We start from the raw sequence: 14,528 nt of genomic DNA on the forward strand, positions 1-14,528 counted from the left end.
AAGTGGTTATGGACATACAACAACGAACGGCCCAACATGGCCATCGGCGGCATAACGCCAAAACAGAAACTGGCTATGATAAGCATAGCCGCTTAAACGATTCTATTTATGCGGCCCTCTGAAAATGGGGGTATTACCGAACAAACCCTACTATCCTTCCCGACGGAATTTCTATTCTTACCGCTAGCAGAGCTCATCAATCCGCAATGGAGAGGAATGGAGAGGGTATTTTTACTTCTTTAATATGCGATGGACTGGAAGGAGGTGCCTCTGATGTATTAGGAAAGGTCACCGCAGCGAGCCTCTACGCATATGTTGATGAAGCTCTAGGAGCATGGGATCAAAGGCCTATTTTTAAAACAAACATTTCTCGTTTTTCCTGCTTAAGAAACAACGATCCTATAATATCTTTAGAAATTCTTAGAAAACTCGATACTTACTTCCCAACAGCAAGTCATAAATTTAATTTAGACCCATCATATGAACCCGAAGCAGAACCTGCGAATCAAGTGAATGAAGGGGTATTTAATCACTTACAAAAACTTCGAGCCGCTCGATTACTAGAGCCTTTAGGCACTGACCATATGTATTTTGCTGCTATGCAAAACAAAGCCTGCCAGCTTACTCCATTAGGCCGTCACTATTGGCACCTTACAAATGAGGGTCGGCTTTAATGCGATGTGCAATAACCGGTCATCAAGACCTATTAAATGCTGCTACAATATATTGGGTAAGTGAGCAGATAAGAGTTTTTCTAAATGAAGAGTCTGTTGAAACAGGGGTAACTTGTTTAGCAGTAGGTTCGGATCAGATTTTTGCACAACAATTATTATATTGTGGAAAAAATTATGAAGTCATTATTCCATGTAAAAATTACGAAAACACTTTCACATACAAAAAAGATGCCAATCAATTCAATTCACTTCTTAAGAACGCATCCAAATTAATAATCTTAGAATTCCCAGCACCATCTGAAGAAGCATTCCTGGCTGCTGGCCAATACGCGGTATCTAATTCAGATATGCTATTAGCTATCTGGGACAACAAACCCGCAAAGGGATTAGGCGGCACAGCAGATATTGTTTCTTTTGCTATTCAGAATCGAAAACGTGTGTTTCACATTAATCCATTTACTCGAAAAAAAATCTACATCGAAGTAAAGTAAGCCTCACCAAAAAAGTAGCTCTGCTATCACTTATTTGGTTCTTATTTTGGAGGCCCGGAACATGAGCGCACCAACACTGGACATCGAAATCCTGAAGACATGGATCGGGCGCAGTGAAAGCCACAGCGATGTGATTTCCCCAAAGCCGGTGGAGATGATGGCAGCGACTTTGGGGCAGGTAGTCGATATTCCCAAAGACGGCGCCCCCCTTCCCGCCGCCTGGCACTGGCTCTATTTCCTTGGTGCCAAGTCGCGTGGTGATTTAGGCCGCGACGGTCACGCCGCACTGGGGGAATTCCTTCCACCGGTCGCCCTGCCACGACGCATGTGGGCCGGTGGGCATTTCGATTTTATTAAGCCCGTTTATATTGGGGAGGCCATTAAAAAGGTCTCGACCATCAACAAGGTCGAACGCAAATCAGGCCGCAGCGGCGAGCTATGCTTCGTCACTGTGCGTCACCAGTTGTTCGCGGGCGACGAATTACGCATCACCGATGACCACAACATTGTTTACAGGGAAGATTCAACCTCAAAGGAACCTGCTCCGCCAACACCTGCGCCGGCTGATGCCGAAATTCGCGAAGCCATTACCCCCGATCCGGTGTTGCTGTTCCGCTATTCGGCACTGACGTTTAACAGCCACCGCATTCACTATGACGTTGATTACTGCCGTGATGTTGAAGGATATCCGGGCCTGGTTTTCCACGGGCCGCTGACAGCGACGCTGCTGCTTGATCTTGCAAGTCGCCATTCAGGTGGGAAAATAATCACCGATTTCAGCTACCGGGCGATTTCGCCGCTTTTTGACATCAATCCCTTTACCATCGCCCTTGCCCACGAGGAAGATCGTCTGGTCTTATGGGCCGAAACCCCGGAAGGTCACTTGGCCATGAGCGCGACGGCGAAACTAAAGGAAGGCAACTGATGACAGGTGATTTTATGGCCCTGGCAGAGCTTAAAGAACTTCAGCAGCAGCGCTGGCTTGAGCAGGTACGTTATGTGGAAACGTCATCACCCTTTTATCAAGGGCTGTGGCGTGGAATGACGCCGCCTACCCAGTTGGATGATTTGGCTGAACTTCCTTTGAGCGACAAAGCCATGCTCAGGACATCGCAACAGGATCATCCGCCGTTTGGAAATTATTTGGCCGCCCCCGAACATCTGGTCAGCCGCCTGCACAGAACATCGGGAACCAGCGGGCAGGCCATGAACCTTGCATTAAGCGTCCATGACGCCAGCCAAACGGCCATGATCGGCGGGCGAGCCCAAAGCGCCGCCGGGCTTGGCCCCGGTGACCGGGTCGTCCATTGCCTGAATTACCAAATGTGGATGGGCGGTTTCACCGATCACTGCACCCTTGAAGCAACAGGAGCCATGGTCATCCCTTTCGGGGTTGGCGGAAGTGAACTGTTGATCAGAACCATTCAGGAACTGAATATCACCGCCATCTCGTGCACGCCGTCCTATCCAAAAGTTCTTGAACAAACCATCGCCGAGAAGTTTCCAGGCCTGAGCCCCCGTGATCTGGGCTTGAGGCTGGGCCTGTTTGGTGGTGAGGCCGGTCTGGATGACCCAGCCTATCGCAAACGACTGGAGGACACCTGGGGCTTTGGTGTGCGCAACGCCAACTACGGAGTATCGGATGTCTATTGTAACTTCGCCGCCCAGTGCGAACACAATAACGACCTCCACTTTGTCGCCCTTGATGTTCTGTATCCCGAACTGATCGACCCGGACACATCCGAACCTGTTGACTGGCAGGACGGCGCCAGTGGCGAATTGGTGCTCAGTCATCTGGAACGGCAATGCCAACCGCTGGTCAGATTTAGAACCGGGGATATCATTTCACTGACCGGTGTCAGTAAGCCCTGCGTTTGTGGCAGAACGGCCCCCCGCTTCAGGGTCATTGGCCGCAGCGATGACATGATTGTTGTAAGAGGCCTTAATATTTTCCCGACCGGCCTGGCCGCAACCATCAACACCTTCAAGCAACTAAGCGGCGAATACCGGGTCATTCTTGATGGTCCAGGCCCATACGATTTGCTCCCCCTTGATGTCGAAGTGGTCGACGGTGTTGAGCCGACACCGGGCCTTGCCGAGAACATCAACCAGGCCATCAAGCGGGATCTTGGCGCCACCGCCCACGTCATCCTGCATAAACCGGGCGTTTTGCCACGCACCGAAGGCAAAACCCGCCGGGTTATCCGGCAATAAAGGACTTACAGAAAATGACCGATACGGTAATTTCCAAATGCGATAACGGCGTTCGCAGCATCATCCTGAACAGACCGGACCGCCTGAACGCCATCAATCCGGAACTATTAAAAGACTTCCTGACCGCCTTGCGCGAAGGCAACGCCGATCCTGAAACCAGAGTCATGGTCATCAGCGGTGCTGGCCGCGCCTTTTGCGCCGGTGATGATTTGAAAGAATTCGAGACCCAGGTCGGAACCGAAGAAGAAACCCGCGCCTATATCGAGTCCATCCAGGAGATCACCCGGGAAATCGTCCTGGGCAACAAAATTGTCCTGGGCGCTATCCATGGATGGGCCGTCGGTGGCGGCCTTGAATGGGTCATCAATTGCGATTTCGCCATCATGGCCGAAGGAACACGCAGTTTTTTCCCCGAAATTTCACTCGGCATTTTCGTCACCGGTGCGGTGACAACGATCCTGCCAAAACTGGTCGGTTTGCAAAAAGCCAAGGAACTGATTTTACTGGGCGAGCGTTTCGATGCTGCCCAGGCCATGGACTGGGGCTTGGTCTGGAAGGTCGTACCCGAGGCAGATCTTATGAAGGAAACACTGGCAATGGCAGCGCGTATTGCCGAATTGCCCGAACTGGCTGTGAGCGACTTAAAACGGGTTATCAACAGGGCTTGTGATCTGGATGTCGAGGCGGCAATGAAACTGGAAACTGACGCCACGGTACGCGGTTTCCTGGATCCTTCAACGGCGGAACGAATTTCAAAATTTAGCCAATAAAGTCATCTGTAAGGATTTGGTAAGGGTTTTTTGGCAAGTTTGTTATTATTCCAATTTGATATGGGATTTGTAATGGAAGGCCTGCTTCGAGCACAGGATACCCGGCGATTTTCTGACCGGCGCACCTCACAGGTCGTTCTTACGATCAGTGAGAGGCGATACGCTGAGCGTCGCAATGGAATTGAGCGCAGACAGGTGACCGGCTGGCTGGCAAGCTGGCTTCGCGCGCAGCTGCCCGCCTTCATGCATCCGTTACTTGCTACCTTTATCGGACCACACAAAGTCAACCAAATTCATATTCCTTTGTGGGCCCTGCTAAGCCTTTTCGTTGTTGGCTTCCTGTACATGGTTGTTAATTACGAAGCGGCACCGCTGGGTCCCTATGTAACGCAACCCGGAGACGAAACCAGCGAAGTCATTGTCTTTGATCCAAACGCGGCAACGTCATCTGACATCGTTCGTTCAGGTTACGCGGTGATCGAAACCTTGGACATGAAGGAACTGGGTATCAGGGTTCAGCGCTTGAGAATTCCCGCCGGAATGACAGTTCCCGAAGCCCTGACCGATTTGCGCAGCCGCTATCCTGGAATAGAAGTTGATATCAATTCTCTGATTTCGCCGACTGATCCTTCCTAGAAGGCCATACCACGCGCCGTAACCGGCCACAGGCATTCGACAACACCGCCGCGCACCCCCACATACCAGTCATAAACATTGCAGGTCGGGTCACAGTGTCCGGGAATCAACTTCAGTTTTTCATTGAGCCTGAGAACATTGGCCGGGTCAGATATCACACCGTGCTCATCTGAACATTTTATATACTCAATGTCGTCACGGCCAAAAATGACAGGCAGACCTGAGTCCAGACTCTGTGCCTTCAACCCTGCATCACAAATTGCTCGGTCATGCTTTGCCTTGGACATGATTGAGGTCCAGATGAACAGGCTGTTCTCGAATTCCGAAACGAAATTGCCTTCTTCGTCTTTAATGCGTTGATAATCCGCGTCCATAAAAATGTAGGAACCACACTGCATCTCGTTATAAACACCCGATGTCCCTTCAAAATAATAGGAGCCGGTTCCGGCGCCGCCGATGATGTCGCATTCGAGATTTTCCTGCTTTAGCATCTTGATCGTATCGGCAACCTGCTTAACGGCTGCTGTGATCCCGACTTTTCGATCCTCATAAGCACGCAGGTGCTGGGCCGCTCCCTGATAGGCCTGAATGCCGGAAAAGGTCAGGCCATCACTGGATGCAATTTTCATAGCAATCTCAAGGACAGGTTGCCCCCACTGGACGCCACAGCGCCCGGCCCCACAATCGATTTCGACTAGGCATTCAATCGTCACACCGTGATGAGTAGCGGCTTTCGACAAATCATCAACGTTGCCCAGGTCATCAATACAAACAAGCACCCGGGCCTTATCCGCAAGCCGGGCAAGCCGGGCAATTTTTTTGGGGTCGACGACCTGATTGGTGACCAGGACATCGCCGATACCGCCGGCAACGAGCGCCTCCGCTTCTGAAACCTTCTGGCAACAAATACCGCAGGCCCCGCCGTGTTGCATTTGATACAGGGCAATATCGGCTGATTTGTGTGTCTTGGCATGGGCGCGGTGACGAAGGCCCTTGTCCTTGATGAAGGCGCCCATAGTTTTTACATTCCGCTCGAACGCATCAAGTTCGATGATCAGGGCCGGGGTCGAGACTTCCGCCAGCGCCATACCGACTTCGGCGGGAACATTCAGTCCAACAATTTTCAAATCCATTATCCTTTAAGCGTCTTAAAGACAGCAATGTGCTTAGGTGAAAGGCCGCAACAGCCGCCAATAACCTGCACACCATTCTCTACCCATTGGTTGGTGAATTGCAGCAGCTCGTCAGGCGTGATTACATCCTTGAATTGCCAGTGAGGCATTTCAAAATAACCAGAATCCGGATAGGCCGTGAGCGGACCGTTGAAAACGCCGCGCACAATTTCGATAGCCTCGCCGGTCACATCCGATGGGGAATGCATAACACCGGCGGCGTCCACATCAAATTCCTTAAGCACCTGAACAATGTCCTCAAAGGGAATATCCCTATCAGGCGCATAACTGAGAACCTGCCCGTTTTCCCCGCGCCGTACCGAAAATCCGGCCCATACCGGCAGCCCGGTCTGCTTCGCTGCCTGGAATGCAAAGCCCATCCTCTCAGGGAAAAACATCATTTCCAAAAGAATTAAATCGCAACCCTGATCACGAAACAACATAGCCAACTCTGCAAAAGCATCAGCCATTTGGGTCTGCGACGGGCCGTCAGACAAGGCCGGTTGTAACGAACCATCAGCAAAAGGACACATATGTGACAGGGAACCGGCAATCAGGACATCGTCGCGCCCGCTTGCTTCGCGCGCCCGCAGCGCCGCAGTGATTGCCGTACTGTTAATCTCCTCAAATTGATCGGCGAAACCGGCAGGCTCGAGCATCAACCTGGAGGAAGCGTAGGTATTAACCGTGATAATGTCCGCGCCAGCCGCGATGTAATCTTCATGGATGCTTTGAAGCAATTCGGCATTTTCAAGCGAGCTTGGCCCACACCAGGCTTTCGGGTCCATGGTCACCCCGCGGCGCTCAAGTTCAGTGCCGGTGCCGCCATCTAGAACAACAACGCCGCCGCCCTGCAGACGGCGTTCAATTTCCGCATAAGCCATCAATCTGTATCCTCGCCAGGAAAACAGCGGCTATGCTAGGTGATGCCTGTAGCAGCGGCAATCGATCAATTTAAAGGAAAGCGGTTATTTATTGACCATGTTGAGGGTCGATTTGGCCCGGTAAGGATAGGCCATTTTGGTGAATTGCCAGACGGCGGCGAAGAATTCTTCATCTTCGTGTGTACGACAGTAAGTTTCGATCCATTTCATGGCCCGCTCAACGCTGGTCCGGCCAAGCAGATCGCTGGTCGAGGAATCCTTGATATTAAAAGCGGTGGCGAAACCCATCAGCCATTGGCGGAAAGTGGCGTCGTAGGGACCGATGGGGGAATCTGGAAATTCCCGCGCCTCCACAAAATTGCCACAACTTAAAGCGCCGACACCCCAATTCTTGAACATGGTATCTTTGTTGACCGATATGCCCGCATAAAAGGGATCGTTTTCGGACGAGAGTTCATCCGAATAGGTGCCACCAGGAATGGCGACGAACAGCAGCATGAGTACGACAACGCGTAACATTTCAGGACTTCCCAGGAACATCCATATTGCACTAACGACTGACGTTACGTTGCAAACTGTTGCCAAAATGTTAATAAGCACATGAAATTTATTAATGAATCCAAATAACTAGGGTTAATTTCTTATGTCTGGTGACAACTTCATACGTAGATGTCAGAATGCCGCCTTGATGTTTGGGTGCTTGCCACTTTTGGGCCGGTAGAATTAATGAGACAGCTTTTATTTACAGCGCTTTTAGGTGTCGCTTGTGCGTTGGTCGCATTGGGGAGTGCATCCGCAGATGAGCGCTCCGGCAGCGTTTTTCTGGAAATCATGCGCTCACCGCCTAATCGCCACGTCATTGCCATGAACAGCATGGAAGAATGCTTGCGGGCGGCGGAATTTAGCAAAGCCAAGTGCGTCACCCGGCAGCCGCGTTTGCCAGACAGCTCCATCGGCGTCTTGCGGACACCCGATTGGTCGGCCAGGCCGTTTATTAATGTCACCGCCCCCCTGCTTAAGGGAAAGGATTTCGGCCCCGCCTATTTGGTGATCAGCCGGTCGCCGCCAAACCGTCACGTCATTGCCATGGACAGCATGAAGAAGTGCCTTGAGGCGGCTTCCTATACCTCTGCCGAGTGCATTGAGGAATTGCCAAACCTGCCCGATACCTCCGTCGGAGTCCTGCGCACGTTGAACGGTTTTAACAATCAGCCGTAAAACAGACTGAACTAGAAAGTCAGGGCTTTGACCTGGACAACCTGTTCAAGCTTGCAGATATCATCCATCACCTGACCCGCAGGTTCGCCGTCAACTTCGATCAGCGCAATGGCGTCGCCGCCAGCCTCTGCCCGTCCCAAATGGAAGGTCGCGATGTTGATCCCGGCATCACCCAAAGTCGTGCCCAGCGAGCCGATAAAGCCCGGCGTGTCCTTGTTGGTGATAAACAACATGTTTGACCCCAGTTCAGCATCCATGGGAATTCCCTTGATCTCGACAATACGCGGATGGGCTCCGGCAAACAGGGTCCCTGCCACCGAACGACTCTGGTTTTCGGTTTTCACCGTCAGTTTGATCAATGTCTGATAGGCACTGGCCCGTTCATGCTTGATTTCGGTGACGTCGATGTCGCGTTCCTTGGCAATCACCGGTGCGTTGACCATATTGACCGATTCCATCAGGGGCGACAGCAGTCCTTGTAAAACAATAGCGGTCAGCGGCCGTGTGTTTAATTCGGCAACGTGCCCCTCGTACTCCAGGGTGACGCCTTCAAGGCCGCTTTCGGTAAGCTGTCCGGCAAAGCTGCCCAGCTGTTCGGCGAGTTGCATATAAGGTTTCAGCCGCGGTGCTTCTTCGGCTGTAACAGAAGGCATGTTCAGGGCATTGGTAACAGCACCGGAAACCAGGTAATCAGCCATTTGTTCTGCAACCTGCAGCGCGACTTTTTCCTGGGCTTCCGTCGTAGAAGCACCCAGGTGCGGCGTTGCCACGACATTTTCCATGCCGAACAAAGGATTGTCCCTGGCCGGTTCTTCGGCAAAGACATCAAGACCTGCGGCGGCGACCTTGCCATTTTCCAATCCGGCTTTTAGATCTTCTTCAACAATCAATCCGCCACGGGCGCAATTAATGATACGCACACCCGGTTTCATTTTGTCGATGGCGTCGGCGTTGATGATATCGCGGGTGGTATCTGTCAACGGCGTGTGCAGCGAGATAAAGTCGGCGCGGGCAAACAGGTCATCCAGTTCGACCTTTTCGACGCCAAGCTCGGCTGCCCGTTCCGGCGACAGGTAGGGATCGAAAGCGATAACCCGCATTTTCAGTCCCTGGGCCCGGTCGGCGACAACCGCACCAATATTACCGCAACCAATAATTCCAAGAATCTTGCCCATGATCTCGACGCCCATGAATTTGGACTTTTCCCACTTTCCGGCGTGGGTCGAGGCATTGGCATGAGGAATTTGACGTGACAGCGCCGTAATCATGGCGATGGCGTGCTCGGCCGTGGTAATGGAATTACCAAACGGCGTGTTCATGACGCAGACACCGGCCGCCGTCGCCGCAGCCACATCGATGTTATCGACACCAATACCGGCGCGACCGATAACTTTCAGGTTTTCAGCCGCCGCCAGAACTGCCGCCGTCGCCTTTGTCGCCGAACGAACGGCCAGGCCATCATAGTCACCAATGCAGGCAATCAGCTCTTCGGGGCTCATGCCCGGCTTAACGTCAACGTCAACGCCGCGGTTGGCAAAAATCTCGGCGGCGAGCGGGCTCATTTTATCGGATATCAAAACTTTAGGCATATCTCAGGACTCCATTTCGGCTTTAACGGTGGCGTAAGCCCAGTCAAGCCATGGCATTAATTTTTCAAGGTCTGCGGTTTCGACCGTCGATCCGGCCCAGATGCGCAAACCCGGTGGAGCCGCCGGATAGCTGTTGATGTCATTGGCCGCAGCTTCGCCTTCAAGTAGTTTGGTCATCGCCTTGGCGGCACTGGACTGGCCTTCGGCGTCCAATCCCTGAAACCAGTCGGCGACGATCATCAAACAGACAGAGGTCCGCGAACGAACCGCCGGGTCCGTGGCCACATAGTCGATCCACGGTGTCCGCCCAACCCATTTATCGATAGCCGCGAAGTTGGCCTGTGAGCGGCCGACAGTGCCATCGACGCCACCGATGCTATCAATCCATTTCAGGGAGTCGATGGCGTCTTCGACAACGATCATCGAGGGGGTGTTAATGGTCGCCCCCTTGAAAATACCCTCAATCAGCTTGCCGCCCTTGGTCAAACGAAAGACTTTTGGCAGCGGCCAGAGCGGGGTGTAGCTTTCCAGCCGCTCGACGGCGCGGGGGCTCAGGATCAGGATGCCATGGGCACCCTCCCCGCCCATCACCTTCTGCCAGGAAAAAGTCGTGATATCGAGTTTGTCCCAGGGAAGATCATAAGCGAAGACGGCGGAGGTCGCGTCACAAATGGTCAGGCCCGCCCGGTCGCTTGCGATCCACTCACCATCAGGAACACAGACGCCAGAGGTGGTGCCGTTCCAGGTGAAGACCACGTCGTGATCGAAGTCCACGTCGGCAAGCTCGGCGATTTGGCCGTAGGGGGCTTTCAGGACCCGAACGTCCTCAAGCTTCAATTGTCCGGTGACATCGTTCGCCCAGTCGGTGCCAAAACTTTCCCAGGCCAGCATGTCGATGCCGCGCGCCCCCAGCAGGGACCACAACGACATTTCCAGCGCCCCGGTGTCGGAGCCCGGAACGATACCAACGCGGTAGTCATCGGGTAATTTAAGAACGGCGCGGGTGCGATCAAGCACTTCGGCCAGGCGCTCTTTACACGGGCCAGAGCGATGCGAACGCCCGGTCAGGGCATCACGAAGAACGTCAACGGACCATCCGGGACGTTTGGCACAAGGGCCAGTCGAAAAATTGGGATTTGCCGGACGCATGTCCGGCTTCTGTTGCGGATTCATAATGTATCTCCCTTCCTTACAGAAGAGCTGACGTTCGTTGGGGAACGCTGGCCCACAGCGCTTATAGGAGTAATGCTGCACTGCGTCAACAGAAAGGTCTTATCGTCTTCAAACGTCTCGAATGAGGACGTGAATAAGCCCGTATATGTGCGTCTAAAGCCCGTAATACCAAGGGGCGAACAGGGAGAAGACGATCCATAGCAGGACAATCAAGGGCGCCCCGGCGCGGAAATAGTCACCGAATCGGTAATGCCCCGGTCCCATCACCAATATGGACGTCTGATAACCAATCGGTGTGGCGATGGCGCAGTTGGCGGCGAAGACCACCGCTATGGCGAATATCTGTGGGTCGATACCGGCTTCACGGGCCACTCCGATGGCAATTGGCGTAAACAGTACGGCCGTCGCCTTGGCGCTGATGATGTTGGCCATGATGGCGGTAAAAGCAAAGAACACCGACAGGATGACAGCCGGGCTGGCGCCGTTCAAAGTCGTCATCAGACTCTGCGCCAGATATTGCGCGCCACCAGTTTCCTGCATCGCCGCCCCCATGGCCAGGGCCGCCGGGATCATCGTCAGGATTTTCGAATCCAGGGCCCGCGAAGCCTGTTGCAAATTAAGCGCCCCCGACAACACCATGATCACAGCACCCATCAGTGCGGCGGCAACAACTGGTAGCAAGCCCGTCGCGGCAAAGAAAACAATGCCGAAGAAAATCAAGGCGGCCCGCTTGGCATGATGGACGACGGCCATTTCTTCGGTCGACCATTCCATCAGGACGACATTGCGATCAGCGCGTAAGGCTTCGATATCACCGGGTTCGCCTTGCACCAACAACACATCACCGGCGGCCAGCACCGTATCGGCGAGGCGTGATCTGATCATTTGCGAGCGCCGCTGGACGCCCAGCACAAAACAACGGGTCCGTAACTGAAAACCGGTTTGTCTGAGCCTGAGCCCGATCATTGATGAAGCCGGTGCGACCATGACTTCGGCCATCACCCGTTCGCCCTGGCGCAGGGCATCCTCGCCGCCGGGCTCACCTGCCGCGGCCAGAAGAAATCCCGGATCGTCGTTCAGGGCGTCGGATAATGCCTGGCGGGAGGCCGCAACGGTGACACTATCGCCCTCCTCGATAAGCTCCTCATGGAAAGGCGGCGTCAGGATTTTTTCGCCGCGCACGATCATTCGGACCCTGACATCGGCCAATTTATTGATCACACCGCCAACCACCATGGCGCCGATAAGCCGAGAACCCGGCGCGACGGAGATTTGGGTCATGAAGTGACGCGGCGAGCGGGTCATGATGCGGTGCGCGAGGGAGGTTCTGTCCGGAAGCTGCGAGGGCAGGACAAACAGGATGTAAACCAGTCCGGCAGCGGCCAACACGATCCCCGGCACGGAGAAATCAAAAAAGCCGAAGCCTTCTTCACCCATTTCCAAAAGGGCGCTGGAAACCAGAAGATTGGTGCCCGAACCAATCAGCGTTGTCATGCCACCAAGCACGGCGGCGTAGCTTAAACCCATCATCACCTTCGAGGTGGGGCGGTCAAATCTGTCAGATAAAACCTGCATGACCGGGATAAAAATAAGAACGACGGGAATGTTGTTCAAAAAGGCGCTGATAATGAGGACCACGGCCATAACGATGGTCACCGACAACCATTCTTTGCCGGCGCCAAGGTCGAGCACCATCCGGGAGACCTTGTCGAGCACACCGGTCCTGACCATGCCCTGACCAACAACCAGCAGGGCAAGGACGGTAATCAGGGCCGGGTTGGCGAATCCCCGCAACAGGCGTTCGGCGCTGAGCGTGTTGAAACCATCAGGGGAGACCACCGGGAACCCTTGAAAGAAGGCGATCATCATGCAGATAACGCCGATGGATGTAACCTCGATTGACAGCTTTTCCGAAACGTACAGGACCAGCGCCCCGATAATCAGGGCAAAAGTCGCCCACATCTGAAAAACGTTGTCCGACTGGTTCAGGATTTCAGCGCTCATATCATAATACTACAGGCCCAGAGCACAGCCGCAATGACCTTCGAGAAAAATGCCGCTACACAAGCGCAATTTGTTATGATATGAAGCGCGCCACACCATTCAACAGGTGGGGAATCGTCTAATGGTAGCACTGCCGATCGCCATAAATTATTCAATATTATCAACTACTTAACGATATTTTAGCTCAAAATAACAGTTCACAAAAAGTTCACAAAACATTGTTTTAGTTGAATTTCTGTTTTATACGTTTCACAGTAAGTTCACAAATAGTTCACAAAAATGGGCTAATTTTGTCGGATTGAAATGAGCAAAAACTATAAAAATTCCCATCAGCTACGCGACGGAGCCATCCTCCTGTTTAATCGGGTGGGTGCGCAAAAGCCAGTGTGGCACGCCAGAATAAAAAAACCTGGCTCTTACCCAACAGCATCACAACGATACCTCTCTCGCAGCATGAAGACTGTGAACTATGCGGAAGCAGCAATGGCGGCTGAGGATATTCTTGATGACCTGCGTTACAAATATAAAAACGACATCCCGCTGGAAACGCTAAAACTCGCAAAATTGTATGAAATGTGGAAAGCCACTGTTGGCATCCGTAAAAACAAGGGCCGCATGGAGACAATTAGAAAGGCATACGACCTATATCTGCTGCCGTACTTTGGAAAAACAAACATCACAGACATAAAACCTGGACTGGTTACCAAATTTTGGGATTGGCGACTTGATTATTGGGTTACAGGCGAAGGCTCAAAAACTGAATCATGTTTTGTTGGCAATGTTCCCAAGCTTTCAACCGTTAAACAAGAACGCCAATGCCTTAAGCAGATTCTGAAATGGGCAGTTGAACAAGACCTTTTACACAAAATGCCTGAAATTAGCGTGCCTGAGTTAGCGTCAACGGAAGAGGATGATAGCATCAGGCCTGCATTTACGATGGCGGAATATAATCGGCTCAATGATTATTTCGACGATGAATATCTGCCCAAAAGGAATGAGGACATAAAGGAATTTTGGGCTAGAAACCCAAAACTGAACAGCAGTCATTTATATGGTCGGCGTATGCTGGTCAACTTCATGCGTGTTGGCATTTATTCTGGTTTGCGACCACATGAATTGCTGCTGCTTAAATGGAAGCATGTTGAGCATTACAAGTTTGGTGGGGAGCAAAATGTAAAATTCAATGTCCCAAAAAATACAAAAACTGGAGCCCGTCAGAATGTGTGCCAGCCAGCCTGTATCAAATTCTTAAGCGACCTGAAAGAGCACTCCCTTCATACAAGCGATGAAGACTATTTGTTTAATACGGAAGAAGGAGGGAAAGCCCCCTCCCCTCGTTTAAAGCTGAATAGAGTTCTGAAGAAAATGAAGATGAAGACGGATGTGTTTGGCAATCCATTCGTCCCCTACTCCGTCAGGCATACGTATATAACTTTCAGGCTGTTGTACGGTGATGTCTCCATTGATGATCTCGCTAGAAATGTGGGGACATCGACAGAAATGATTAATACTCATTATGATCATGTTCTGAATGAGCAAAAGACAGAGATACTGACGTCCACAAAAAGACAAAAGAAGTAGCCAGTTATCTCATTTTAAATGAGATAATTCGGAATTACTGAAAACCGTTAGCGTCCTAATTTTATAGAGCCCCTCTCACACCTGCATATTTTCGCTCGCCAGGAGCGCCAAATTTTTAAGCA

At 52.2% G+C, this 14,528-nt stretch carries 14 protein-coding genes; 8 read left to right on the forward strand and 6 right to left on the reverse strand.

The features are described from left to right. Positions 1–206: 206 nt before the first annotated feature. The 6 genes from HOL66_00005 to HOL66_00030 all read left to right on the forward strand — a co-directional run bounded on the left by HOL66_00005 (position 207) and on the right by HOL66_00030 (position 4,785). The gene (locus HOL66_00005; GenBank protein ID MBT5242605.1) at positions 207–674 is read left to right on the forward strand and encodes a hypothetical protein; all 468 of its coding nucleotides are present in this window, start codon (positions 207–209) and stop codon (positions 672–674) included. Continuing rightward, positions 674–1,165, forward strand: coding sequence for a hypothetical protein (locus HOL66_00010; GenBank protein ID MBT5242606.1), 492 nt, complete (start codon positions 674–676; stop codon positions 1,163–1,165). The genes HOL66_00005 and HOL66_00010 overlap by 1 nt, the downstream gene beginning before the upstream one ends. Before the next feature lie 61 nt (positions 1,166–1,226). Then, positions 1,227–2,090, forward strand: coding sequence for an acyl-CoA dehydrogenase (locus HOL66_00015; protein MBT5242607.1), 864 nt, complete (start codon positions 1,227–1,229; stop codon positions 2,088–2,090). Next, positions 2,090–3,379: a phenylacetate--CoA ligase family protein gene (locus HOL66_00020; GenBank protein ID MBT5242608.1), complete on the forward strand. Its 1,290-nt coding sequence runs from the start codon at positions 2,090–2,092 to the stop codon at positions 3,377–3,379. Before HOL66_00015 ends, HOL66_00020 begins: the two co-directional genes overlap by 1 nt. 14 nt (positions 3,380–3,393) lie before the next feature. Next, the gene (locus HOL66_00025) at positions 3,394–4,149 is read left to right on the forward strand and encodes an enoyl-CoA hydratase/isomerase family protein (protein ID MBT5242609.1); all 756 of its coding nucleotides are present in this window, start codon (positions 3,394–3,396) and stop codon (positions 4,147–4,149) included. Positions 4,150–4,221: 72 nt separating this feature from the next. Continuing rightward, entirely contained in the window at positions 4,222–4,785 is a 564-nt protein-coding gene (locus HOL66_00030) for a hypothetical protein (GenBank protein MBT5242610.1), read from the forward strand. Here the strand turns inward: HOL66_00030 and HOL66_00035 are convergent. The 3 genes from HOL66_00035 to HOL66_00045 all read right to left on the reverse strand — a co-directional run bounded on the left by HOL66_00035 (position 4,782) and on the right by HOL66_00045 (position 7,360). Continuing rightward, positions 4,782–5,918, reverse strand: a complete 1,137-nt coding sequence (locus tag HOL66_00035) for a DSD1 family PLP-dependent enzyme (GenBank protein MBT5242611.1) — start codon at positions 5,916–5,918, stop codon at positions 4,782–4,784. The genes HOL66_00030 and HOL66_00035 overlap by 4 nt on opposite strands. Next, positions 5,918–6,841, reverse strand: coding sequence for a homocysteine S-methyltransferase family protein (locus HOL66_00040; protein MBT5242612.1), 924 nt, complete (start codon positions 6,839–6,841; stop codon positions 5,918–5,920). The genes HOL66_00035 and HOL66_00040 overlap by 1 nt, the downstream gene beginning before the upstream one ends. Positions 6,842–6,925: 84 nt before the next feature. After that, positions 6,926–7,360 (reverse strand): hypothetical protein, encoded by a 435-nt coding sequence (locus HOL66_00045; GenBank protein ID MBT5242613.1) that lies wholly within the window; start codon positions 7,358–7,360, stop codon positions 6,926–6,928. A gap of 207 nt (positions 7,361–7,567) precedes the next feature. Here HOL66_00045 and HOL66_00050 point away from each other — a divergent pair, with 207 nt between their 5' ends. Beyond that, complete coding sequence (locus HOL66_00050; protein MBT5242614.1) at positions 7,568–8,059, forward strand: hypothetical protein; 492 nt, start codon at positions 7,568–7,570, stop codon at positions 8,057–8,059. Between the two features lie 11 nt (positions 8,060–8,070). Here HOL66_00050 and HOL66_00055 read toward each other — a convergent pair whose 3' ends face one another. The 3 genes from HOL66_00055 to HOL66_00065 form a co-directional block, all read right to left on the reverse strand. Next, positions 8,071–9,648 (reverse strand): phosphoglycerate dehydrogenase, encoded by a 1,578-nt coding sequence (locus tag HOL66_00055; protein MBT5242615.1) that lies wholly within the window; start codon positions 9,646–9,648, stop codon positions 8,071–8,073. A 3-nt stretch (positions 9,649–9,651) separates the two neighbouring features. Further along, positions 9,652–10,821 carry a phosphoserine transaminase gene (locus tag HOL66_00060; protein MBT5242616.1) on the reverse strand — a complete coding sequence of 390 codons (1,170 nt, stop codon included), beginning with the start codon at positions 10,819–10,821 and terminating at the stop codon, positions 9,652–9,654. Between the two features lie 153 nt (positions 10,822–10,974). Continuing rightward, positions 10,975–12,825, reverse strand: a complete 1,851-nt coding sequence (locus HOL66_00065) for an SLC13 family permease (GenBank protein ID MBT5242617.1) — start codon at positions 12,823–12,825, stop codon at positions 10,975–10,977. Between the two features lie 303 nt (positions 12,826–13,128). On the opposite strand from HOL66_00065, the gene HOL66_00070 reads away from it, so the two are divergent. Then, positions 13,129–14,406 (forward strand): hypothetical protein, encoded by a 1,278-nt coding sequence (locus tag HOL66_00070; GenBank protein MBT5242618.1) that lies wholly within the window; start codon positions 13,129–13,131, stop codon positions 14,404–14,406. Positions 14,407–14,528 lie beyond the last annotated feature (122 nt).

It is taken from the genome of Rhodospirillaceae bacterium (assembly GCA_018662005.1).
GTDB lineage: Bacteria > Pseudomonadota > Alphaproteobacteria > Rhodospirillales > JABHCV01 > JACNJU01.

Bases quoted from the DNA above. Each gene is read 5' to 3' on its own strand.
- HOL66_00005 (MBT5242605.1), top strand. From the start codon at position 207: ATGGAGAGGAATGGAGAGGGTATTTTTACTTCTTTAATATGCGATGGA.
- HOL66_00010 (MBT5242606.1), top strand. From the start codon at position 674: ATGCGATGTGCAATAACCGGTCATCAAGACCTATTAAATGCTGCTACA.
- HOL66_00015 (MBT5242607.1), top strand. From the start codon at position 1,227: ATGAGCGCACCAACACTGGACATCGAAATCCTGAAGACATGGATCGGG.
- HOL66_00020 (MBT5242608.1), top strand. From the start codon at position 2,090: ATGACAGGTGATTTTATGGCCCTGGCAGAGCTTAAAGAACTTCAGCAG.
- HOL66_00025 (MBT5242609.1), top strand. From the start codon at position 3,394: ATGACCGATACGGTAATTTCCAAATGCGATAACGGCGTTCGCAGCATC.
- HOL66_00030 (MBT5242610.1), top strand. From the start codon at position 4,222: ATGGAAGGCCTGCTTCGAGCACAGGATACCCGGCGATTTTCTGACCGG.
- HOL66_00035 (MBT5242611.1), bottom strand. From the start codon at position 5,918: ATGGATTTGAAAATTGTTGGACTGAATGTTCCCGCCGAAGTCGGTATG.
- HOL66_00040 (MBT5242612.1), bottom strand. From the start codon at position 6,841: ATGGCTTATGCGGAAATTGAACGCCGTCTGCAGGGCGGCGGCGTTGTT.
- HOL66_00045 (MBT5242613.1), bottom strand. From the start codon at position 7,360: ATGTTACGCGTTGTCGTACTCATGCTGCTGTTCGTCGCCATTCCTGGT.
- HOL66_00050 (MBT5242614.1), top strand. From the start codon at position 7,568: ATGAGACAGCTTTTATTTACAGCGCTTTTAGGTGTCGCTTGTGCGTTG.
- HOL66_00055 (MBT5242615.1), bottom strand. From the start codon at position 9,648: ATGCCTAAAGTTTTGATATCCGATAAAATGAGCCCGCTCGCCGCCGAG.
- HOL66_00060 (MBT5242616.1), bottom strand. From the start codon at position 10,821: ATGAATCCGCAACAGAAGCCGGACATGCGTCCGGCAAATCCCAATTTT.
- HOL66_00065 (MBT5242617.1), bottom strand. From the start codon at position 12,825: ATGAGCGCTGAAATCCTGAACCAGTCGGACAACGTTTTTCAGATGTGG.
- HOL66_00070 (MBT5242618.1), top strand. From the start codon at position 13,129: ATGAGCAAAAACTATAAAAATTCCCATCAGCTACGCGACGGAGCCATC.